This is a genomic window from Pseudomonas sp. DCB_BI, assembly GCF_026240995.1.
In the GTDB taxonomy this organism is placed as follows: Bacteria; Pseudomonadota; Gammaproteobacteria; order Pseudomonadales; family Pseudomonadaceae; genus Aquipseudomonas.
This window is the reverse complement of record NZ_JAPFCG010000005.1, coordinates 228,976-249,503: the sequence shown is the minus strand read 5'-3', so window position 1 is coordinate 249,503 and position 20,528 is coordinate 228,976. Positions and strand designations below refer to the sequence as shown.

Genomic DNA, 20,528 nt, shown 5'->3' with positions numbered 1-20,528 from the left:
AAGCGAGAACCCGCAATGCCCCGACATGCGCTTACTGTATTTGCCGCGCTGCTGTGCGGTTGTTCGCTCACCCCCGCCTACCAACCCCCTGCGCCCCCAGTGCCTGGGCAGTTCCCCCAGGGGCCGGCCTACACTGGCGACTCGCAGATCCATCAGGCTGCAGACGACTGGCAGCAGGTGTTTCACGATCCGCTGTTGCGTCAGCTGATCAGTAACGCCCTGGTCAACAACCGCGACCTGCGCACTGCCGTGCTGAACGTCCAGGCCTACCAGGCGCAATACCGCATCCAGCGCGCCGACCTGCTGCCTAAGGTTTCTGCTACTGGCCAGGGGGAGCGCGAGTATCTGCCAAGGGGCGTGACCGGCACCGGCCAGGGTGTGATCAGTTCGACCTATGCCGCCACGCTGGGGGTGAGCGCCTACGAGCTTGACCTGTTTGGCCGCGTCCGCAGCCTTAGCGACCAGGCCTTGCTGACTTACCTGGCCAGCGAAGAGGCACGCCGGAGTACCCGTCTGAGCCTGGTGGCCAGTGTCGCCAGCGTGTACCTGACCTGGCGGGCCGACCAGGAACTGCTGACCCTGGCCAAGGAGACCCTGGCGGCGGATGAACGCAGCCTGCGTCTGACCCGCAACCAACGCCGCGCTGGCACGGTTTCGGCCCTGGACCAGATCCAGGCGCGTACCAGTGTCGACAGTACCCGTGCGGCAGTGGCTCGCTACAAACGCCAGGTGGCGCAGGACCACAACCAGCTGACGCTGCTGGTAGGCGCGCCGGTTTCCGCTGACCTGGCCGCCCTGCCCCTGGCGGCCGAGCAGATTGCCGGGCTGCCCGCCGGGTTGCCCTCCGACCTGCTGCAACGCCGGCCGGACATTCTCCAGGCCGAGTACCAGCTGCGCGCGGCCAATGCCAACATCGGCGCGGCGCGCGCAGCGTTCTTCCCCAGCATCAGCCTGACCGCCAATACCGGCAGCACCAGCCCGCAGCTCAACGGCCTGTTCGATGCCGGCTCTGGCACATGGCTGTTCCAGCCGCAGATCAGTGTGCCTATTTTTACCGCTGGCGGCCTGCAAGCCAGCCTTGACTATGCCCGGTTACAGAAGGACGTCCAGGTGGCGCAGTACGAAAAGGCCATCCAGCGCGCCTTCCAGGAGGTGGCCGACGGCCTGGCCGCGCGCAGCACCTACCAGCGGCAACTGCAGGCGCAGCGCGAGTTGGTGGCATCGAGCCATCGCTATTACGACCTGGCCGACCACCGCTACCGGATTGGCGTGGACAGCAGCCTCACCTTCCTTGACGCGCAGCGCTCGTTGTTCAGTGCCCAGCAGGGGTTGATCAACGACCGCCTGGCGCAACTGGTGGCGGAGGTGAACCTGTACGCTGCATTGGGTGGCGGGTGGCAGGAGGATGCGGTGACACCACAGACGCTGAGCATGCAGGCTGCGCACCCGCCGCGCAGGGGACTAGACTGAACAGAACCAGGTAACCGGGGGGCTGCCACACGTGGAGGTGTGCGATGAGCCAGTTCAAACGTCTGTTCGTCATGCTCGGCCCGCAAATGCGTCATACGCCTGCGCTGCAACGCGCTGCGGCGTTGGCGGAATCCAGCGGTGCCCTGCTGGATATCAACGTGTTCGTCGACGACGTCGACACCTTTGGCCTGATGAGCGATGGTCGTGAGCGCGAGCGGCTGCTCAGCGACAACCGCCAATGGCTGGCCGATGAGGCCGAACAGCTGGGCAATGCCGGCCTGGACGTATCCACCGAGCTGTTGCTGACCCGCGACCCGCTGGGCAGCGTGCTGGAGCGCGTCGAACGGTTGGGGTGCGACCTGCTCATCAAGGACGTGCAGCACGAGCCTATACTCAAGCGCCTGCTGGTTACGCCACTGGACTGGCAGTTGCTCAAGGACAGCCCGGTCGCCGTGCACTTGGTTAGCGACATACGCCTGCCCTTGCCTCGGCAAATTGCGGCTGCGGTGGACCTGAACAGCCTGGGTGCAGGCGAACACCTGGACGAGCAGGTGATCCACTGCGCCCATGCCCTGGCCCTGCAGTGCAACGCCGAACTGCACCTGCTGCATGTGTGCGACGCGGCCAAGACCCACATGGCCGATTTCGGCGCAGGCACCGTAACCATGCCGGGCTTCGATAGCAGCGTGCGTACCGCGCAGCGGGCGGCGTTCAACCGCTTGGGCGATCACCATCAAATCCCGCTCGAGCGCCGGCACTTCGTCGAAGGGGCCGCGATCAGGGCAATTGCCGAGTTCGTCGGCCACAGCCGGGCCGATGTGATCGTGATGGGCAGCCATCGGCATGACGCCATGCGCACGTTCCTCGGCGGGACCACGGCGCATGTGCTGGACCATCCGTTGTGCAATGTGCTGGCGATCAAGGCTGCCCGCTGATGGTCCGGGTTCTTCGCGGGCATGCCCGTGAAGAACCCTGAACAGATGAGGCTGGCTGGTATCTGGTACACCAGTTCTACTTAAAAATAATGCATTTGATAATGATTCGTAGTAGTTTCGCGGCGCGTCTCCACCCTATCCCTCAGCGCCCTACTCCAGGATCGTACCGTCGATGCGTCGCACGTTCGTTTCGCTTTGTGTGCTTCATGCTGTCTCCCCGCTGGCCTTTGCCGAGCCTGAAACGCTCGGCGACCCCGCCCAGATCGAACTCCAGGCCCTGAGCATCACCAGTACAGCCGACAGCGAGCGCGCCGATGGCCCGGTAGTGGGCTACAAGGCCAGCCGCTCGGCCAGCGCAACCCGCACCGACACGGCGCTGCACGAAACACCGCAATCGGTCAGCGTGGTGCCCAAGACCGTACTTGAAGACACCGGTGCCACACGCCTGCAGGACGGCCTGGATTACGCCGGTGGCGTCGGCCGCGCCAACAATTTCGGCGGCCAGGGCCTGACCACCTTCACCGTGCGTGGTTTCACCACCGGTGAGTTCTACCGCAACGGCTTCCCGATCAACCGCGGCTACCCCAACGCACCGGATGCCAACACCGTCGAGCGCCTGGAAGTGATCCGTGGCCCGGCCAGCAGCCTGTATGGTCGGGGTGACCCGGGCGGTACGTTCAACGTGGTCAGCAAGCAGCCACTGCCCGAGTCCAAGGTCACCCTCGGCAGCCAGTTCGATGACCAGGGCATGCACCGCGCTACCCTCGACGCCACCGGGCCGCTCAACCAGGACGGCTCGCTGGCCTACCGGCTGAACCTGCTTGGCGAAGGCGGTGACAGCTTCCGCGATGATGTCGAAAGCGAGCGCTATGATGTGGCGCCAGTGGTCAGCTGGCAGGTCAACGACAGCACGAAGATCGTCTTCGAAGGCGACTTCATGCGCAACAACCACCCGCTGGACCGCGGCCTGACCCGCTACGCCACCCAAACCGGCAGCGCCTCGCGCGACACCTACATCTGGGAAAAAGGCAGCGACAACCTGCTGCATAACGACAACAACATGGCGCAGCTGCGTTTCGAGCACCTGCTCAATGACAACTGGTCGCTGGCTGGCGGGTTCCAGTTCCTCGATGGCTCGCTCAAGGGCAACGCTGTCGAAGCCGACGGCGCACCGGCAGATGGACGCACGCTGCAGCGCAACTTCAACTACCGCAAGCTGGAGTGGACCGACCGCGACTGGCAGCTGAACCTGACCGGGCATTTCGACACCGGCAACTTCAGCCATACATTGTTGACCGGGGTCGAATACGAGAACTACGGCTACAACTCGATCATCCAGCGTTCCTCGGCCGCCTACCCGATCGACATCTACAACCCGGTACTGGGCCAGCCGCGTCCGGCCCTGAACCGTACCACCACCTGGGACAAGGAAAACCTGCAGACCTGGGCGGTGTTCATCCAGGACCAAGTGGCCCTGACCGAGCGGTTGAAGGCATTGGCAGGCGTGCGCTTCGAGCGTTTCGAGCATGACTATGACAACAAGCTGAACAATGCAGGCGATTTCAGCAAGGGCGAAAACGGCGTCACACCCCGCCTTGGCTTGATCTACGACCTGACCGATACCCTGGCGGTGTACGCCAACACCGCACGTTCGTTCAAACCCAATACGGGCACGCCCGCCAGTGGCGGTGGTTTTGACCCGGAAAAGGGCAAATCCTATGAGCTGGGGGTGAAATGGGAGTCACTCGACCGCCAGTTGAGTGTCGACGCGGCGATCTACCACATCGTCAAGGAGAACGTCCTGACGCGCGATCCGGTGAACACCAACTACAGCCTCGCCGCCGGGGAAGTCCGCAGCCGCGGGCTGGATATCAACATCGCCGGCAATATCACGCCTGAGTGGCGAGTAATCGGTGGCTACGCTTATGTCGACGCCGAGGTCACCAAGGACAACCGCCTGCCGACCGGAACGCGCCTGGCCAACATCCCGCGCAACAGCTTCAGCCTGCTCAACACTTATGAGTTTCAGGACGGTTTCGCCAAAGGCGTTGGGCTAGGCCTAGGGGTGAAGTATGTGGATGACCGTAATGGCCAGACCGAGGCGGTCACCTACAACATGGACCAGTACACCGTGGTTGACCTGCTGACGTTCTACAAGGTCAACGAGCATGTGCGGTTGAACCTGGACGTCAAGAACCTGTTCAACGAAGCGTATGACGAAGGGGCGTTCAACCTGTACGCCTATCCCGGCGCACCGCGCACGGTGCAGGCCGGCGTTTCCTATACCTTCTGAGTTGCCGGGGCCGCGCTGCGGCCCCGTCATGTCAGAAAGCTCTGCTGTAGAACAGCGAGTACGACTCGATGCCGTCGTTTGGCTGCTTTATCCCGGCGTTGGAATAGTGCATGGCGCGGATGCCTACCTTCTGTTCTCCCGGCAACTTCAGGCCAAAGCCGATACGGTCTTCGAAGTTGACCGCCGACCCCAGTTGCTGGTCGCCCACGTCGGTCTTTGAAAACGCGGCCAGCCCAATACCGGCTTCGATGTAAGGCGTGTAGGTGAAGCCGCTGAACTCATACGTGAACACCGGGCTGAACGACAGCGAATGGGCACCGCTGGCATCGCCACCTTCCCAATAGGTGTAGGCCGCATCCCAGTAACCGCTCACATGGCCAGTGCTGCTTTCCAGCCATTTCTTGTCCCAGTCGAACGACATGCCGATACGGTAGGTCATGTCACCTTGGCTAGTGGCGCCCACGGCGCCGGATATCTGCGCAGCCTGGACCAGATCGGCCCCGGCAAAGGCCAGCACTGCAACGGCCAGCGAAGCAGCTAGACGGGTTTTCATCAACGACTCTCCTGATGGTCTACACGGCAAGCGGGGGCTTGGGCCCCTCGATGTTTTGCGCTGACCGGTGCATCCAGACCGGTCATACGAAGTAATACTTTTCTGATTATTGTCCAGATAATCAGAAAGTTGAAAGTGGAATGCCACTATTGGCTAAAACACTGGGTAAAGATGTGCCTTGCCGGGCACAGGCATTCGCGAGGCGTGACCTTATCCCAGGCAGGAGTACACCTGTACTCCTGCCCGTCTATTCATCAACGCCAATTGAGGTTAACGGTCGTGGGGGCCTTGCCTGACACGGCCACCCATTGCTGCACCGCCTGGCCCTGGGCATTGCCGATGACCTTGTATTTGCCGGGAGGCAGTTGCACGTAAAGCAGTGGCCCGGCATCGCTGACGCTGAGCACGGGCTGGCCTTGAGCATTCTGGATGTCGACTGAAGCCCCGCTCTGGAACTTGCCTTCCGGGCCGGTCGAAAGCTCTACGTGCAGGTCATAACCGGTGGTTTTGCGCAGGGCATTGGCCTCGTCCTGGCCGATACCGCCCTGCAGGTAGCGCACGCCATTTTGCTCCTGCGGTTGCAACTGCACCGCCTGCATGTCGATGGGGGCATTGAGGTCGGCGGCGGCGGCCAGGGTCCATGGCAGGGCCAGGGTGATCAGCAAGGCAGCGCCGAGGGCATAGTGATGGTTACGCATGGTACGACCCTCCTTTCGAGGATGGCTTACCTATTATTTGATCCTCCCCGCAAAGGGGCGTTCGTGCTGACGCCCGGTCAGGTAGATGAAATTTACTTGAGAACTACATTTATCCAGCCAAAACATCAGCTTGCACGGCCTTCTTCAAGCAACTTCACGAACATGCTCAAGCTGCGCGAGACCGTACCCCGGCGCCATACCAGCCAGGTTTTCAGGTAGCGGAAATCCTCCGACATGGGCCAGGCGCTGACTGTGCTGCAACCTGGCATGTTGTCGAGCATGCTGCGTGGCAGCATGGCCAGGCCGGCACCGGCGCTGACGCAGGCCAGCATGCCGTGATACGACTCCATTTCGTGGATCTTGCCGGGCACTGCCTGGTCCTGCACGAACCAGCGCTCGAAGTGATGGCGGTACGAGCAGTTGGCGCGGAAGGCGTAGATGCTCTCGCCATTGACGTCCTGGGCACGGGTAACCGGCGCGTGGTTCAGCGGCGCGATGACCATCATCTCTTCCTCGAACACGGGCATGCCTTCCAGCGTCGGGTGCAGCACCGGCCCATCGACGAACGCAGCGACAAGGCGGCCGGCCAGCACGCCTTCCAGCATGGTGCCCGAGGGGCCAGTGGACAGGTCCAGGTCAACCTTGGGGTAGCGCTGGTTGTAGGCCGCCAGCAGTGCCGGAATGCGTACCGCTGCCGTGCTTTCCAGCGACCCGAGGGCAAAAGTGCCCTGGGGGTCTTCCCCGGCCACGGTCAACCGCGCTTCGTGCACCAGCTCGAGGATACGCCGTGTGTACTCGAGAAAATTCCAGCCGGCCGGCGACAGACGCAGGCGGCTTTTCTCGCGGATGAACAGCTCGACGCCCAAGTCTTCTTCCAGCTGTTTGATACGCGTGGTCAGGTTCGAAGGCACCCGATGGATGTGCTGGGCAGCGGCACTGATGCTGCCCTGCTCTGCCACGGCCTTGAAGATCTCCAGTTGCACCAAGTCCACAGCCTTTCTCCAAACGTGAATGTTTCGCTCATTATTATTCAGTTTTCATTAAAGCCATAGCCCACTAGTCTGGCGTGACTGACTAACAACGACGAGAGTGCCCCGCCATGAGTGCGATCAGCAGCCTGACACACGCCATCTCCCTCGACCCGTACAGCGGCGAGCAGATCGGCGCCTACCCGTTCGACACCGACGCCGCACTGGAAGCGGCGCTGCAACGCGCCAAGGTTGGCTACCGCCAGTGGCGCCAGGTGTCGCTGGGTCAGCGCAGCGAGTACCTGCTGGCCCTGGCCGGGACCCTCGAAGCCAAGGCTGAAGCTTTCGCGCACATGATCAGCCGTGAAATCGGCAAGCCGATCGCCCAGGCCCGTGGTGAAGTTGCCAAATGCGTTGGCCTGTGCCGCTGGTACGCCGAGCACGGCCCGGCCATGCTCGCCGCCGAGCCGACACAGGTGGAAAAAGCCCGCATCGAATACCGCCCGCTGGGCCCGATCCTGGCGGTGATGCCGTGGAACTTCCCGGTTTGGCAGGTATTGCGCGGCGCCGTGCCGGCGATCCTGGCGGGTAACACCTATGTGCTCAAGCACGCGCCGAACGTGATGGGCAGTGCTTACCTGATGGCTGAACTGTTCAAGGATGCCGGCCTGCCGGAAGGCGTGTTCGAAGTCCTGAACGTGACCCCGGACGGTGTCACCCGCGCCATCAACGACCCGCGCATCGCCGCCGTCACCCTGACTGGCAGCGTGCGTGCCGGCATGGCCATTGGTGCCCAGGCGGGTGCCGCGCTGAAGAAATGCGTGCTGGAACTGGGGGGGTCCGACCCGTTCATCGTGCTGGCTGACGCCGACCTGGACGCCGCCGTCAAGGCTGCCGTCATCGGCCGTTACCAGAACACCGGTCAGGTCTGCGCCGCCGCCAAGCGCCTGATCGTGGAAGCAAGCATTGCCGATGAATTCACCCGCAAGTTCGTCGAAGCCACGCGCCAGCTGAAAGTGGGCAACCCGCTGGAAGACGACACCTACATCGGCCCGATGGCCCGCTACGACCTGCGGGACGAGCTGGACGGCCAGGTTCAGGCAACCCTGGCCGAAGGCGCTACCCTGCTGCTGGGCGGCCACAAGGTTGAAGGCGTGGCCAACGTCTACGCGCCGACTGTGTTCGCCAATGTGACCCCGGACATGACCGCGTTCAAGCAGGAACTGTTCGGGCCGGTAGCGGCAATCATCACTGCACGTGACGCCGAGCATGCGGTAGAGCTGGCCAACGACAGCGAATTCGGCCTGGCCTCGACCATCTACACGGCCGACTACGCGCTGGCCGAACGCATGACTGCAGCGCTGGATACCGGTGGCGTGTTCATCAACGGCTACTGCGCTTCCGACCCCCGCGTGGCGTTCGGCGGCGTGAAGAAGAGCGGCTTCGGCCGTGAGCTGTCGCACTTTGGTGTGCGTGAGTTCACCAATGCCCAGACCGTGTGGCTGGACCGTAACTGATCCGATGCCCAGGGGCTGCAAAGCAGCCCCCAACGATCAATCCCGAACCTGGTCCTTGACCCAGTCGAGCATGCCCCCCGGCACGATCAGTTCATGCCGCGCCCGCGAACAGGCGGTGTACAACCCCGCCAGCATGCGCGCCCGCTCATTGCGGTTACCCGCCACCTGCGGCGCCACCATCAGCTCCGGCGAAACCATTACCCGGGCGAACTCCATGTTCTTCACATCCCGCACCCGCCCGAGGAACAGCTTCGGCGCCTTGTCCCAGCGATAACGGCTCTTGGCCTTGGCAAAATGCTCCGGCGTGTAGCCCTTGCGCAGCATGCTGGCCACCGCGAGGAATGCCTTGTCGTCACCCTTGTCCTGCTCCAGCGCCTGCCAACTGCCATAACGAAACAGCATCGGATGGCGTGCCCGGGTGCCGTAGCGGTACAGCTCGATACAGTCCTCGACGAACAGTTCGAAATCCTTGCGTGCACTTTTCAGCAATATGAAGGGTACACCTTGGTGCGTCAGGCGCTGGAACCAGCCGAAGAGCCCCCATTCGTCATCGACGATCAGCGCCGTGGGCTGTTCCGGTACCGTGACCGCATCGAAGAAGCTGACCCGGGTGTAATGCTCGGCGCTGCCACTGAAGGCTGCCTGGATCGACGCCGGGTGCGCCTGGATCAACGGATTGAGCACGTTGTCCATCGCTGGCCCGGCGCGCAACGAATGGTCGATGCAACGCTGGCGGATGAAGCTGCCGTGGTGCGGGCTGAGACCGTTGAGGTTCTGCAACTCGTCACCCAGGGCAATGATCGATTGCGGGCTGCGGTCGAGCACGGCAAGCATCGGTGCCGACAGCTCGTGCGCCTCGTCGACGATGACATGGGTGTAGCGGTTGCCGATCACGTAGTCTGTCAGCGACAGCAACTTGACCCGGTGGTAATCGCGCACCGGAAGCTGGATTTCCCGTGCTGACGGGCGAATCAGCTCTTGCCAGTACAGTCGCGCCTTTTCCAGCAGTACTTCCTGGTCGAGCGGCGAAGTGCCAGGCCCGGCCCAGGGCAGGTGGTGCAGCTGCAGTTGGGTGTCGGCAGTGTGGCAAAAGGTACGCACAGCGCGGATGCACAAGCCAACCACGTCACGGGCGGCAAGCGGGCCGATGTCCGGGATCGCCAACCAGCGCACTACCTGCGCATCTTGCGGGCGCCATGAACGTTTGGTGCGGTACGCGTCGCGCAGGCGCCAGCCATTGCTGGTGAGGTCGAGGTTGAGCAGCTCGTCCGCCAGTTGGCCGAACGTCAGCGCGGTGTAGGCGGCTGCGTCCTTCACGCGCGCCTGCAACGCGCGCAACTGGCCTTCGGTCAAGGCCAGCAGCAAGGTGCGCTGGGGCTCCAGCAGGCGGGCGAACTGGTGAATCAGGAAAGTCTTGCCAGTGCCGGCGAAGCCCTGCACGGCCACCGACTCGTCAATGCCACTGAGGAATTCGCGCAGCAGGCGGTTCTGCTGGTCGCTGAGCATCAGGTCACTGGCCAGCGCTGGCAGGTACACCGGGTGCAGTGGCGTGGCCCGCTGGCGGTAGGTTTCGGCAAACTGGAAATTCCACTGGCCTTCGGCATCCCGCAGTTCATCGGCCTGGTATTCCACTTCGCTGGTCAACAAGGCGATACCGTTTTCGCCGAGCATACCCAGGCCCATGGCGAAGGCTTCATGGTCGAAATGCTGTGCCACCTGGCCCTGGAAGCGCCCCGGGGCGGCGTTTTCAACGTCGGTTGCGATGCGCACGATTTCGGCGAAGCGGCGTTCTTGCGCGTCGGCCGAAGCCGTTGCCGGCTGGCGTGGCAGGTTTTGCACGAACAGCACGGCGGCGGCTTCGAGGAGGCTGGCGCTGCTGAAAAAGTCGGTGGTGGGCGCGCTGGCGAGGCGGTCGGCCTGGTCGCTGGGCAAAGGCAGGTAGAACATCGTCACCTCGGGTGGAAACAGGGCGGCACGATAGCAACTTTTGGCGTGCAATGCTGGGGTCAGTGTGACCTGGGCTGCTCTGTTCACGCGCTGGCGCGCTCGCACCTCACCCTTTGCGACGCTTCAACGTTTCACTAGGAAACTCCTTGAACAACTGACGGTAACTCTCTGAAAACCTTCCCAAATGCCAGAAAGACCAGCGCATCGCTACCTCGGCCACGGTCACCTCGCCACCCCGCAGCAGATCACGCCGGGCACCGTTGAGCCGGCGCAGGCGCAGCCAGTGCGCCGGCGGCATGCCGGTAAACGCCTTGAACGCCTGCTGCAACTGGCGCAAGGAAACCCCGGCCACGTCTGCCAGCTCAAGCAGGTTCAGCGTCTCTTCCGGGCAATCGGCCGCCCATTCGCTGACCCGGTGCATGATCGCCCTTTCCTCGTCCCGCCGCCCCAGGGCCACGCCTTGCAAACGCTGGCTGGCGTTGTCGAGGATGAACAGGCAGTCCTCCAGCAGTTGCTCAGCCAGGGCTTGCCCTTGCAATGGGCTACCCGCCTCGCCCAGGCGGGTCAAGGTGGCGCTGAGCCAGCTGCCGAACAGCGCATTCTGGCCGCTACCCAGTGGCACCATGAACAGCCCCTCAAGGCGCTGAGGGTCCAGGCCATGGCTGGCGAGAAAGGCCTGGTCGAACACGACCGCCACTTCCTGGTAGTTCTCTGGGGTGATCCAGATGTTGCGGCTCTGCTCATTCAGCAGATAAAGGCTGTTCTCGCTCTGGTCGAAGCAGAATGCCAGCGAACCGCTGGGCGCGCGAAAGAACTGCTCGACGCGGGTATTGAGCCGTTCCTCGTAAACATCCACCCCCCCAAGCCCCAGGCAGCGCAGCTGGCCACTGAAGTGCCCGGGCGACATCTGCCGGTATTGCTGTTGCCAACCCGGGGTGGCGCGGACTTGCTCGGTTACATCCGACGTGTGGAAAGCCTGAACCTGCAAGGCATTGGGCGTTGTCACGCTGTGTCCTAGTTGCACTCTTTTGGTGCATTGCTTGCCGAAGAAAGTGGATAGATGGCGTTGCTCGCCTCGGACCAAGATAGTCTCCAGCGCGTCACCTGGGAAGTCACCGGCACCTGCCGCGCACACAAAAACCCAACCAAGAGGTCTGTATGAACGCCCCCTTCGATCAGCTGTCCACCTGGCTGAAAGAACACCGGATCACCGAAGTCGAATGCGTGATCAGCGACCTGACCGGCATCGCCCGCGGCAAGATCGCGCCGACTGCCAAGTTCCTCCACGAGCGTGGCATGCGCCTGCCCGAGAGTGTGCTACTCCAGACGGTCACCGGCGACTACGTTGACGACGACATCTACTACAACCTGCTCGATGCCGCCGACATCGACATGGTCTGCCGCCCTGACCCCACGGCGGTGTACCAGATCCCGTGGGCCATCGAGCCAACCGCGATCGTGATCCACGATACCTTCGACAAGCAAGGCAACCCCATCGAACTGTCGCCGCGCAACGTCCTGAAAAAGGTGCTCAAGCTTTACGCCGACAAGGGCTGGCAGCCGATCGTGGCGCCCGAGATGGAGTTCTACCTGACCAAGCGCTGCGAAGACCCGGACTTGCCACTGCAAGTGCCGCTGGGGCGCTCCGGCCGTGCCGAAAGTGGCCGTCAGTCGTTTTCGATCGATGCCGCCAACGAATTCGACCCGTTGTTCGAAGACGTCTATGACTGGTGCGAAATCCAGGGCCTGGACCTGGATACGCTGATCCACGAAGACGGCCCGGCGCAGATGGAAATCAACTTCCGTCACGGCGACGCGCTGGACCTGGCCGACCAGATCACGGTGTTCAAGCGCACCATGCGTGAGGCCGCGCTCAAGCACAACGTGGCCGCCACGTTCATGGCCAAGCCGATCACCGACGAACCTGGCAGTGCCATGCACCTGCACCAGAGCGTGGTCGACATCGCCACCGGCAAGCCAATCTTCGCCAACGAAGACGGCAGCATGAGCCAGCTGTTCCTGCACCACATCGGTGGTTTGCAGAAGTACATCCCCAAGCTGTTGCCGATGTTCGCGCCCAACGTCAACTCGTTCCGCCGTTTCCTGCCGGACACCTCGGCCCCGGTCAACGTCGAGTGGGGTGAGGAGAACCGCACGGCCGGGCTGCGCGTGCCCACCTCCGGCCCGGAGGCCATGCGCGTGGAAAACCGCTTGCCGGGTGCCGATGCCAACCCGTACCTGGCCATCGCTGCCAGCCTGTTGTGCGGCTACCTGGGCATGGTCGAGGAGATCGACCCTAGCGCACCGGTACAGGGCCGCGCCTATGAACGACGCAACCTGCGCCTGCCGATCACCATCGAAGATGCGTTGCAGCACATGGAAGACTGCGAAACCGTGCAGCAGTACCTGGGCAAGCAATTCGTCCAGGGCTACGTGGCGGTCAAGCGCGCCGAGCACGAGAACTACAAGCGCGTCATCAGCTCGTGGGAGCGTGAATTCCTGATGCTGAGTGTCTGAACCACCGCGGGGGTGCTTTGCACCCCCTGCACAGGCAAGCCTGCACCCAACTCGAAGAACAAGACCAACGAGGTGTCCCCATGCGTCATCTGCAAGCCCTGATCCCCGCTGCATTCACCCTGCTGTTCGCCACCACAAGCCACGCCAGCCCCACTGTCAGCGTGTACAACTGGACCGACTACATCGGTGACACCACCCTGGCCGACTTCCAGGCCAGCAGCGGCATCAAGGTGGTCTATGACGTTTTCGACTCCAACGAAACCCTTGAAGGCAAGCTACTGGCCGGGCGCACCGGCTATGACGTGGTGGTGCCCTCCAACCATTTCCTCGCCCGCCAGGCCCAGGCCGGTGCGTTCCTGCCGCTGGACCGCAGCAAGCTGCCGAACTGGCAGCATCTGGACCCCAAGCTGCTCAAGCAGCTGGAACAGAACGACCCCGGCAACCGGTACGCCGTGCCCTACCTGTGGGGTACCAATGGCATCGGCTACAACGTCGACAAGGTCAAGGCGGCACTGGGCGTGGACCATATCGATTCCTGGGCCGTGCTGTTCGAGCCCGAGAACCTGAAAAAGCTCAAGCAATGCGGCGTGGCCTTCATGGACTCGCCAGATGAGCTGTTCCCGGCCGTGCTCAACTACCTGGGCCTGGACCCGCGCAGCGAAAAAGCCGCCGACTACGCCAAGGCCGAGGCCCGCATGCTGGAGCTCCGTCCCTATATCACTTACTTCCACTCCTCCAAGTACGTCTCCGACCTTGCCAACGGCGATGTCTGCGTGGCCTTCGGCTACTCCGGCGACGTGTTCCAGGCGGCCAATCGCGCCGTGGAAGCGAAGAACGGGGTAAAGGTCGCCTACAGCATTCCCAAGGAAGGCAGCAACCTGTGGTTCGACCTGCTGGCCATCCCCAAGGACGCCAACAACCCCGAGCAGGCCCTGGCGTTCATCAACTACCTGCTCGACCCCAAGGTGATCGCCAAGGTCAGCGCTACGGTCGGCTATGCCAACGCCAACCCGGACGCCAAGGCCTACATGGATGCATCACTGGTGAACAACCCCGAGATCTACCCGCCCCAGGACGTGCTGGACAAACTGTACATCTCCAGCACCCCGAGCCCGAAGATCATGCGCGTCATGACCCGCTCCTGGAGCAAGATCAAGTCCAACCGCTGAGTCGAGAGCGCCCATGCCTTTGAATACCCAACACACCGCCTCGTACTACGCCGCCACGGCACGCGACGCAGCCCCCTACCCCAGCCTGGACGGCGACCTGACGGCCGACGTATGCGTGGTCGGCGGCGGGCTGACCGGGGTCAATACCGCGCTGGAACTGGCCGAGCGCGGTTTGTCGGTGGTCCTGCTGGAAGGCCGACGCATTGGCTGGGGTGCCAGCGGTCGCAACGGCGGCCAGCTGATACGCGGCATTGGCCATGATGTCAGCGGCTTCGCCCGGCATGTCGGCCAGGACGGCGTGCGCTACCTCAAACAGGCCGGCATCGATTCAGTGGCGCTGGTGGCCAACCGCATTGCCCGCCATGACATTGCCTGCGACCTGCGCTGGGGCTTCTGTGAACTGGCCAATACGCCAGCCCAGTTCGCCGCCTTCAAGGATGAACAGGATGACCTGGCAGCGTTGGGCTATCGCCATGAAACGCGCCTGGTCGGCGCCGCGCAGCTGCATGAGATTGTTGCCAGCGACCAGTATGCCGGCGGCTTGGTCGACATGGGCTCCGGCCACCTGCACCCGCTCGACCTGGTCCAGGGCGAAGCCCGCGCCGCCCACAGCCTGGGCGTGCGGATTTTCGAGCAAAGCCCGGTACTGCGCATCGAGCACGGCCCCAGCGTGACGCTGCACACCGCGCGCGGCAAGGTACGCGCCAGCAGCCTGGTACTGGGCTGCAATGCCCACCTCGACGAACTGGAGCCGCGGCTGAGCGGCAAGGTGCTCCCGGCCGGCAGCTATGTGGTAGCCACCGAGCCTTTGCCCGAAGCACTGGCCAGCAGCCTGATCCCGCAGAACATGGCGCTGTGCGACCAGAAGGTCGGCCTGGACTACTATCGCCTCACGGCCGACCGACGCCTGCTGTTCGGCGGTGCCTGCCACTATTCCGGGCGCGACCCCAAGGATATCGCCGGCTACATGCGGCCCAAGGTACTGAAGGTATTCCCACAACTGGCCAATGTGCGCATCGACTACCAATGGGGCGGCATGATCGGCATCACTGCCAATCGCTTCCCCCAGGTGGGGCGCCTTAGCCAGCACCCCAATGTGTATTACGCCCAGGGCTATTCCGGCCATGGCCTGAACGTGACGCACTGGACGGCGAAACTGCTGGCCGAGAGCATCGCCCTCGGCCACAGCCAAGGCCTGGACGTGTTCAGCGCCGTACCCCACCTGACCTTCCCCGGCGGCAAGGCCCTGCGCTCACCGCTGCTCGCGCTGGGGATGCTGTGGTACCGGTTGCGTGAGGCGCTGGGCTAGCGGGGCGAACACATTGATAGCTGATGATCCCAGCGTATAAAGCAGCCCCTCGGCTGCTTTTTGCAACCTGACAATCGGGTTGAAGAAGAACACTCAAAGCTATGGATTTTATGGCGTTTATCAGATTTAGCGCAGGACCTGAAGGGCTGGTTTCGCCCTACTCCCACTGACGTACCGTGGCCGCACGGGTAAGCAGGTGGACCGCAAAAACGGGCGGGCTGCAGTTGAGCGCTTTCGGCGAGACCCAGCAAGTCTGTAGAAATCTTGGCCCATCCGTTTGACAGATCGACTCACCCACTGGCCAATGGCCCCGCAGCTGCTAGCGTTGTTGTAGCCGATCAATCATGGATGCCTCTCCATCATGAAATCATTGCCTCGCATTACCTTGTTGTGCGCTGCGCTACTGGCCGTAGCCGCCTGCTCCAGCAACCGCGTGGACCCTAAGGACTATTCCGGTTTCCTCAAGGACTACAGCCGGCTACAAGAAGCGAAAAGCCCGTCGGGCGACCCGGTAATGCGCTGGATCGACCCCAAGGTCAACATCAACCAGTACAGCCAGGTGTTCATCGAGCCCAGCCAGTTCTACCCCAAACCGCAGCCGACCCCGGTCATCTCCGCGCAGACCCTGGGGGAAATCACCCGCTACTTCAACGAAGCGCTGCGGCGTGAAATGGGTGGTGTGATGCCGCTGGCCAAGGGGCCTGGCCCCGGCGTGATCGTGGTGCGCCCGGCGATTACGGCGGTGTCTACCAGTAACGAGGGGCTCAAACCCTATGAGGTGATCCCCATCGCGTTGATCGCTGCGGGTGTGAACACGGCCACGGGCGGCCGTGATCAGGACGTGGATGTGGGCGTGGAAGCGGCCTTCCTCGATGGTGCCAACCAGAAGGTACTGGCCCAGGTGGTGCGCAAAGGCGCTGGTCAGGAACTGGAGAACGACACCCAGAAGCTGACCTTGAACGACGTCAAGCCGGTGCTGGATGGCTGGGCCAAGGACATGCGTGCGAGCTTCCTGGCAGCGAAGCAGAAAGGCCGCTGAGTCACAGCTGACCCAACAGGTCAACGCAACCTGGGTAAGGAGCGGCCCATCGAGACACAAGGCCGCTCCAGTTGACCGCGTTGAACATCAGCACTCGACAAAAGCGACTGCCAAACCGCCGCGCGAGGTTTCCTTGTAGTTGGCATGCATGTCTGCTCCGGTATCACGCATGGTGCGGATCACCCGGTCCAGCGAGATGAAGTGCTCACCATCCCCTCGCAACGCCATTTGCACGGCGTTGATCGCTTTCACCGCAGCAATGGCGTTGCGCTCGATGCAGGGCACCTGCACCAGGCCGCCTACGGGGTCGCAAGTGAGCCCGAGGTTGTGCTCCAGGGCAATCTCGGCCGCGTTCTCCAGTTGCGGCGGCGTCGCTCCCAGCACCTGAGCCAAGCCGGCGGCAGCCATCGAACAGGCCGATCCCACCTCGCCCTGGCAGCCTACCTCAGCCCCCGAAATCGACGCATTCTTTTTGCACAGAATACCCACCGCCGCTGCCGCCAGCAGGAAATCGACTACATCGGCATCGCAAACGGTGGGGTTGAACTTCATGTAGTAATGCAGCACAGCCGGGATAATGCCAGCAGCGCCGTTGGTAGGGGCGGTGACCATACGCCCGCCCGCCGCGTTCTCCTCGTTGACCGCCAGGGCGAACAGGTTCACCCACTCCATGGCGCTGAGGGTTGAGCCGATCACGTTGGGCTTGCCCAACTCCTGCAGGCTCCGGTGCAGCCGCGCAGCGCGTCGCTTGACATGCAGGCCGCCAGGCAGAATGCCTTCGTTGCGCAGACCGTTCTCCACGCACTCACGCATAGCAGCCCAGATGCGCAGCAAACCTTCACGCACCTCGGCCTCCGGTCGCCAGGCACATTCGTTGGCCATCATCAGTTGGGCCACGCTCAAGCCGTGGGCCTTGCACAAGCCCAGCAACTGGGCGCCACTGTCGAACTCATAGGGCAGCACCACCTCATCCACGCTACGGGTCGGCGTATCGATCTGCGCTTGCTCGACGATGAAGCCACCGCCAACCGAATAGTAGGTCTGGCACAACAGGCTACCTTGCCCGTCCATGGCTTCCAGGCTCATGGCATTAGGGTGATAGGCCAGGTTCTCGTCGAGGAACAGCACGTCACGGGTATATTCGAATGCCAGCGGGTGGCTGCCATCGAGCATCAGGCAGTGCTCCTGCAGCACCTGGCCAATGCGCGACTCAATGGTGGCCGGGTCGATACGGTCCGGCCACTGGCCCATCAGCCCGAGCAGGCAAGCACGGTCAGTGGCATGGCCTACCCCGGTAGCGGACAACGAGCCGTACAGCCGCACCTCCACACGTGTTACCCGCGCCAGCAGGCCTTGCTCGCGCAGGGCCTGGGCAAAGCTCGCAGCGGCCCGCATGGGGCCGACGGTGTGGGAGCTCGAAGGGCCGATGCCGATTTTGAAAAGGTCGAAAACACTGATAGCCATACTAATGCCTGACCGTGAGCAGCAATACCGCTGCCACACGGTTATCTGAAGAAATTGAGCGCTGATGCGATTCTGCGCGATACTGACGCGCAGACTCATGAATGACCAACGAAACTTCCTAAGCAAGGCTTTAGCGGTACTAAACGATGCGACGACAATTGAATGGGCAGATGTTCGTCTGGCTGCATGTATTTGCCTGTGCAGCCCGGCACCTGTCCTTTACCCGCTGCGCCGAAGAGCTGCACATTACCCCGGGCGCAGTCAGCCAACAGATGCGCCAGCTGGAAGAACGCCTGGGCTATCGGCTGTTCCTGCGCCGGGCGCGCGGCGTCGAGCTGAGTGCCGAGGGCCAACGCCTGGCGCAGACGGTGGCCGAGGCCTACGGCAGTATCGAAGCCGAACTGCTGCGCCTGGACGCCGGTGAAATCCGCGGCACCTTGCGTGTGCGCTCGATCCCCTCGTTCCTGGCCAAATGGCTCACGCCGCGCTTGCCGCGCTTTCAGCAACGCTACCCGGACATCGAGTTGCGCCTGGTGGCTGAAGACAGTGCCCAGGCGCTGACGCCGGGCGACTTCGACCTGGCCATCGACCTGAACGATGGCAGCTACCCAGGCATGCTCTCGACGCCGCTGCTGGACGAGCAGATTTTCCCCGTGTGCTCCCCTGCCTTGCTACGTGGGCGCCCACCCCTGCACGGGCCAGGCGATCTGGTGCACTACCCGTTGCTGCACGACATCACCGCCTGGCGTGGCAGTTCGGAGTATGCCGAGTGGGAATTCTACCTGGACGGCATCGGCGCCACCGGGCTGGATGTACGCCGTGGGCACACCTTCAACCGTAACCACCTGACCATCGAGGCGGCGATTGCCGGTATTGGCGTGGCGATTGCCCGGCGCACGCTGCTCAATGACGAACTGGAGCGTGGCGCCCTGATCGTGCCGTTTGGTGTGCCCATCGCCAACCACAAACGCTATGTGGTGCATTACCCGCCGGGTGGCCTGAACCAGCCAGGGGCGCGAGCAGTGCATGACTGGCTGGTGGAGGAAGCGCGCGGGTTCAGGGAGTTGCATCCTTTGATCAAGGACTCGCCTACAGGCCCCGCAGCGCCGAGGCATCTTCAATAGGCTTGCTTGCCGGTAAACGCATTCAGCGTCCGCACCAGGATCACGAAGTCCAGCCACAGCGACCAATTGTTGATGTACTCGATATCCGAGTCCACCCGCTGGATCATCTGCTCGATGTCCTTGGTCTCGCCCCGGAACCCGCGTACCTGGGCCAGACCGGTCATGCCCGGCTTGATATTGTGGCGGGCAAAGTAGTCAACGATGTCCTGGGAATACAAAGTGTCATGTTGCAGGGCATGGGGCCGCGGCCCGACCAGCGACATCTCCCCCGTCAGCACATTGAACAACTGTGGCAACTCATCGAGGCTGGTACGCCGGATAAAGGCGCCAACCCGGGTCAACCGCGGGTCATTCTTCTGCGCCTGAACCACCACGCCATGCTCCGGCTGGTGCACATGCATGCTGCGGAATTTCCAGATGCGAAACGATTCGCCAGTCCAGCCCGTGCGTTCCTGGCGGAAGAATACCGGGCCACGGCTGTCGATCTTGATGGCCAAGGCCACTGCCAACAGCACAGGTGACGCACAGAGCAGGATCAACGCTGCCAGTACCCGGTCCTCAAGGTTTTTCAGGAACAGGCTCATGCCCGTCAGCGGCGTCTCCGACAAGGTCAGCACTGGAATACCGGCAATTTCCCGGACACTGTGGTTGATCAGGCGCAAGGAGAAGATGTCAGGCACCCAGTTGACGGCAATGCACTTGTCGAGCAACTTGAAATACACATCGTTGATGACTTCGGACCCCCCCAGCGGGGTCACCAGGTACACCGTGCGAATAGCGTGCCGGGCGACAAGCTCGTCAAGGTCGCCAATATGCCCGAGCACCGGCAGGCGCTGTTTGCCCTCGGCAGTCTCCAGCCCCTGCTCATCATCCTTGTCGAGCAGCACGCACCCAAGCACCCGCTCGCCAAACCACGGGTTGTTGCTGATTTTCTGATACAGGAAGTTGGCCAGGTCACCGTTGCCGATGATGAGGGCATTGTCCAGCCGCGCGTGTGCGGTAAAGCGTTTTTGCAGTTCACGCACGGCAAAGTGCAAGAACAACTGCGCGACATAACCAATGACGAACAACTGCCCCATCAGCAAGCGCGAATAGGTTTCGCTTTGCTTGGTCAGAAAGGCCATGACCACCAGGAAGCAGAAGGTGGCCGACCAAGCCTTGAACAGGCGGAAGGCCTTGATCGAAAGCCCGACGTTGGTGCGGTAGATCGCGTAATGATCGTAAATGACCGCCAGTGCGCCAATCAGCAACAGCAGCATGATCACGTAATCGGCGGTGATGTAGCCAAACTGGTCGTAGATCAGGTACCAGGCGATACCGGTCACGGCAATGCCATCGAGGCCGGCCTGGATGGCGTTGCTGACACTGCTTCGTCTCTGGAGCAAGGAACGACTGCTTCTGGGTTCGAAAACCATTTCAGGCCTCATCAGTTAGAGCGTAGCCAGTGCCATCCAGCAAACAACACGTCTTGAAAAAGCTTATGCAAAGCCCGTGCTGCAGAATCGTTCAGCCCCCAAGCCGTTGA

At 62.5% G+C, this 20,528-nt stretch carries 16 protein-coding genes; 9 read left to right on the top strand and 7 right to left on the bottom strand.

Annotated features, from left to right (window positions below; translation table 11 throughout):
* Positions 1-15 precede the first annotated feature (15 nt).
* The 3 genes from OO258_RS08005 (at position 16) to OO258_RS07995 (ending at position 4,698) form a co-directional block, all read left to right on the top strand.
* Complete coding sequence (locus OO258_RS08005; protein ID WP_266029647.1) at positions 16-1,470, top strand: efflux transporter outer membrane subunit; 1,455 nt, start codon at positions 16-18, stop codon at positions 1,468-1,470.
* 44 nt (positions 1,471-1,514) lie between these two features.
* A complete protein-coding gene (locus OO258_RS08000) occupies positions 1,515-2,405 on the top strand; it encodes a universal stress protein (RefSeq protein ID WP_266029646.1) in 891 nt (296 codons plus the stop codon).
* 172 nt (positions 2,406-2,577) lie between these two features.
* On the top strand, positions 2,578-4,698 hold the full coding sequence (locus OO258_RS07995; RefSeq protein ID WP_266029644.1) for a TonB-dependent siderophore receptor: 2,121 nt from the start codon (positions 2,578-2,580) through the stop codon (positions 4,696-4,698).
* 31 nt (positions 4,699-4,729) lie between these two features.
* Here OO258_RS07995 and OO258_RS07990 read toward each other — a convergent pair whose 3' ends face one another.
* From OO258_RS07990 to ptrR, 3 genes are all read right to left on the bottom strand, one after another.
* On the bottom strand, positions 4,730-5,251 hold the full coding sequence (locus OO258_RS07990; RefSeq protein WP_110745274.1) for an acyloxyacyl hydrolase: 522 nt from the start codon (positions 5,249-5,251) through the stop codon (positions 4,730-4,732).
* Positions 5,252-5,505: 254 nt separating this feature from the next.
* Positions 5,506-5,949 carry a carboxypeptidase regulatory-like domain-containing protein gene (locus OO258_RS07985; RefSeq protein ID WP_266029642.1) on the bottom strand — a complete coding sequence of 148 codons (444 nt, stop codon included), beginning with the start codon at positions 5,947-5,949 and terminating at the stop codon, positions 5,506-5,508.
* A 125-nt stretch (positions 5,950-6,074) separates the two neighbouring features.
* Entirely contained in the window at positions 6,075-6,941 is an 867-nt protein-coding gene (ptrR, locus tag OO258_RS07980; protein WP_110745276.1) for a putrescine utilization regulator PtrR, read from the bottom strand.
* Between the two features lie 107 nt (positions 6,942-7,048).
* On the opposite strand from ptrR, the gene OO258_RS07975 reads away from it, so the two are divergent.
* The gene (locus tag OO258_RS07975; RefSeq protein ID WP_266029640.1) at positions 7,049-8,434 is read left to right on the top strand and encodes an aldehyde dehydrogenase family protein; all 1,386 of its coding nucleotides are present in this window, start codon (positions 7,049-7,051) and stop codon (positions 8,432-8,434) included.
* 36 nt (positions 8,435-8,470) lie between these two features.
* Here OO258_RS07975 and OO258_RS07970 read toward each other — a convergent pair whose 3' ends face one another.
* Both OO258_RS07970 and OO258_RS07965 read right to left on the bottom strand, forming a co-directional pair.
* A complete protein-coding gene (locus OO258_RS07970; RefSeq protein ID WP_266029638.1) occupies positions 8,471-10,381 on the bottom strand; it encodes an AAA family ATPase in 1,911 nt (636 codons plus the stop codon).
* A gap of 106 nt (positions 10,382-10,487) precedes the next feature.
* Positions 10,488-11,387, bottom strand: coding sequence for a helix-turn-helix domain-containing protein (locus tag OO258_RS07965; protein ID WP_266029637.1), 900 nt, complete (start codon positions 11,385-11,387; stop codon positions 10,488-10,490).
* Positions 11,388-11,539: 152 nt separating this feature from the next.
* On the opposite strand from OO258_RS07965, the gene OO258_RS07960 reads away from it, so the two are divergent.
* From OO258_RS07960 to OO258_RS07945, 4 genes are all read left to right on the top strand, one after another.
* Complete coding sequence (locus OO258_RS07960; RefSeq protein WP_266029636.1) at positions 11,540-12,898, top strand: glutamine synthetase family protein; 1,359 nt, start codon at positions 11,540-11,542, stop codon at positions 12,896-12,898.
* A gap of 80 nt (positions 12,899-12,978) precedes the next feature.
* Positions 12,979-14,067, top strand: a complete 1,089-nt coding sequence (locus OO258_RS07955; protein WP_110745281.1) for a polyamine ABC transporter substrate-binding protein — start codon at positions 12,979-12,981, stop codon at positions 14,065-14,067.
* Positions 14,068-14,080: 13 nt separating this feature from the next.
* The gene (locus OO258_RS07950) at positions 14,081-15,376 is read left to right on the top strand and encodes an NAD(P)/FAD-dependent oxidoreductase (protein ID WP_266029635.1); all 1,296 of its coding nucleotides are present in this window, start codon (positions 14,081-14,083) and stop codon (positions 15,374-15,376) included.
* Positions 15,377-15,737: 361 nt separating this feature from the next.
* Entirely contained in the window at positions 15,738-16,415 is a 678-nt protein-coding gene (locus tag OO258_RS07945; protein ID WP_110745283.1) for a DUF3313 domain-containing protein, read from the top strand.
* Positions 16,416-16,502: 87 nt separating this feature from the next.
* Here the strand turns inward: OO258_RS07945 and OO258_RS07940 are convergent, their stop codons facing one another.
* Positions 16,503-17,879 carry an L-serine ammonia-lyase gene (locus OO258_RS07940; RefSeq protein WP_266029634.1) on the bottom strand — a complete coding sequence of 459 codons (1,377 nt, stop codon included), beginning with the start codon at positions 17,877-17,879 and terminating at the stop codon, positions 16,503-16,505.
* Between the two features lie 146 nt (positions 17,880-18,025).
* Here OO258_RS07940 and OO258_RS07935 point away from each other — a divergent pair, with 146 nt between their 5' ends.
* Positions 18,026-19,003 carry a LysR substrate-binding domain-containing protein gene (locus tag OO258_RS07935; protein WP_266029633.1) on the top strand — a complete coding sequence of 326 codons (978 nt, stop codon included), beginning with the start codon at positions 18,026-18,028 and terminating at the stop codon, positions 19,001-19,003.
* Here OO258_RS07935 and OO258_RS07930 read toward each other — a convergent pair.
* Positions 18,997-20,418 (bottom strand): undecaprenyl-phosphate glucose phosphotransferase, encoded by a 1,422-nt coding sequence (locus OO258_RS07930; RefSeq protein WP_266029632.1) that lies wholly within the window; start codon positions 20,416-20,418, stop codon positions 18,997-18,999. The two genes, OO258_RS07935 and OO258_RS07930, sit on opposite strands and share 7 nt — an antisense overlap.
* Positions 20,419-20,528 lie beyond the last annotated feature (110 nt).

Excerpts from the sequence above, each read along its gene's own strand:
- OO258_RS08005 (WP_266029647.1), top strand. The coding sequence starts at position 16 with ATGCCCCGACATGCGCTTACTGTATTTGCCGCGCTGCTGTGCGGTTGT.
- OO258_RS08000 (WP_266029646.1), top strand. The coding sequence starts at position 1,515 with ATGAGCCAGTTCAAACGTCTGTTCGTCATGCTCGGCCCGCAAATGCGT.
- OO258_RS07995 (WP_266029644.1), top strand. The coding sequence starts at position 2,578 with ATGCGTCGCACGTTCGTTTCGCTTTGTGTGCTTCATGCTGTCTCCCCG.
- OO258_RS07990 (WP_110745274.1), bottom strand. The coding sequence starts at position 5,251 with ATGAAAACCCGTCTAGCTGCTTCGCTGGCCGTTGCAGTGCTGGCCTTT.
- OO258_RS07985 (WP_266029642.1), bottom strand. The coding sequence starts at position 5,949 with ATGCGTAACCATCACTATGCCCTCGGCGCTGCCTTGCTGATCACCCTG.
- OO258_RS07975 (WP_266029640.1), top strand. The coding sequence starts at position 7,049 with ATGAGTGCGATCAGCAGCCTGACACACGCCATCTCCCTCGACCCGTAC.
- OO258_RS07970 (WP_266029638.1), bottom strand. The coding sequence starts at position 10,381 with ATGTTCTACCTGCCTTTGCCCAGCGACCAGGCCGACCGCCTCGCCAGC.
- OO258_RS07960 (WP_266029636.1), top strand. The coding sequence starts at position 11,540 with ATGAACGCCCCCTTCGATCAGCTGTCCACCTGGCTGAAAGAACACCGG.
- OO258_RS07955 (WP_110745281.1), top strand. The coding sequence starts at position 12,979 with ATGCGTCATCTGCAAGCCCTGATCCCCGCTGCATTCACCCTGCTGTTC.
- OO258_RS07950 (WP_266029635.1), top strand. The coding sequence starts at position 14,081 with ATGCCTTTGAATACCCAACACACCGCCTCGTACTACGCCGCCACGGCA.
- OO258_RS07945 (WP_110745283.1), top strand. The coding sequence starts at position 15,738 with ATGAAATCATTGCCTCGCATTACCTTGTTGTGCGCTGCGCTACTGGCC.
- OO258_RS07940 (WP_266029634.1), bottom strand. The coding sequence starts at position 17,879 with ATGGCTATCAGTGTTTTCGACCTTTTCAAAATCGGCATCGGCCCTTCG.
- OO258_RS07935 (WP_266029633.1), top strand. The coding sequence starts at position 18,026 with ATGCGACGACAATTGAATGGGCAGATGTTCGTCTGGCTGCATGTATTT.
- OO258_RS07930 (WP_266029632.1), bottom strand. The coding sequence starts at position 20,418 with ATGGTTTTCGAACCCAGAAGCAGTCGTTCCTTGCTCCAGAGACGAAGC.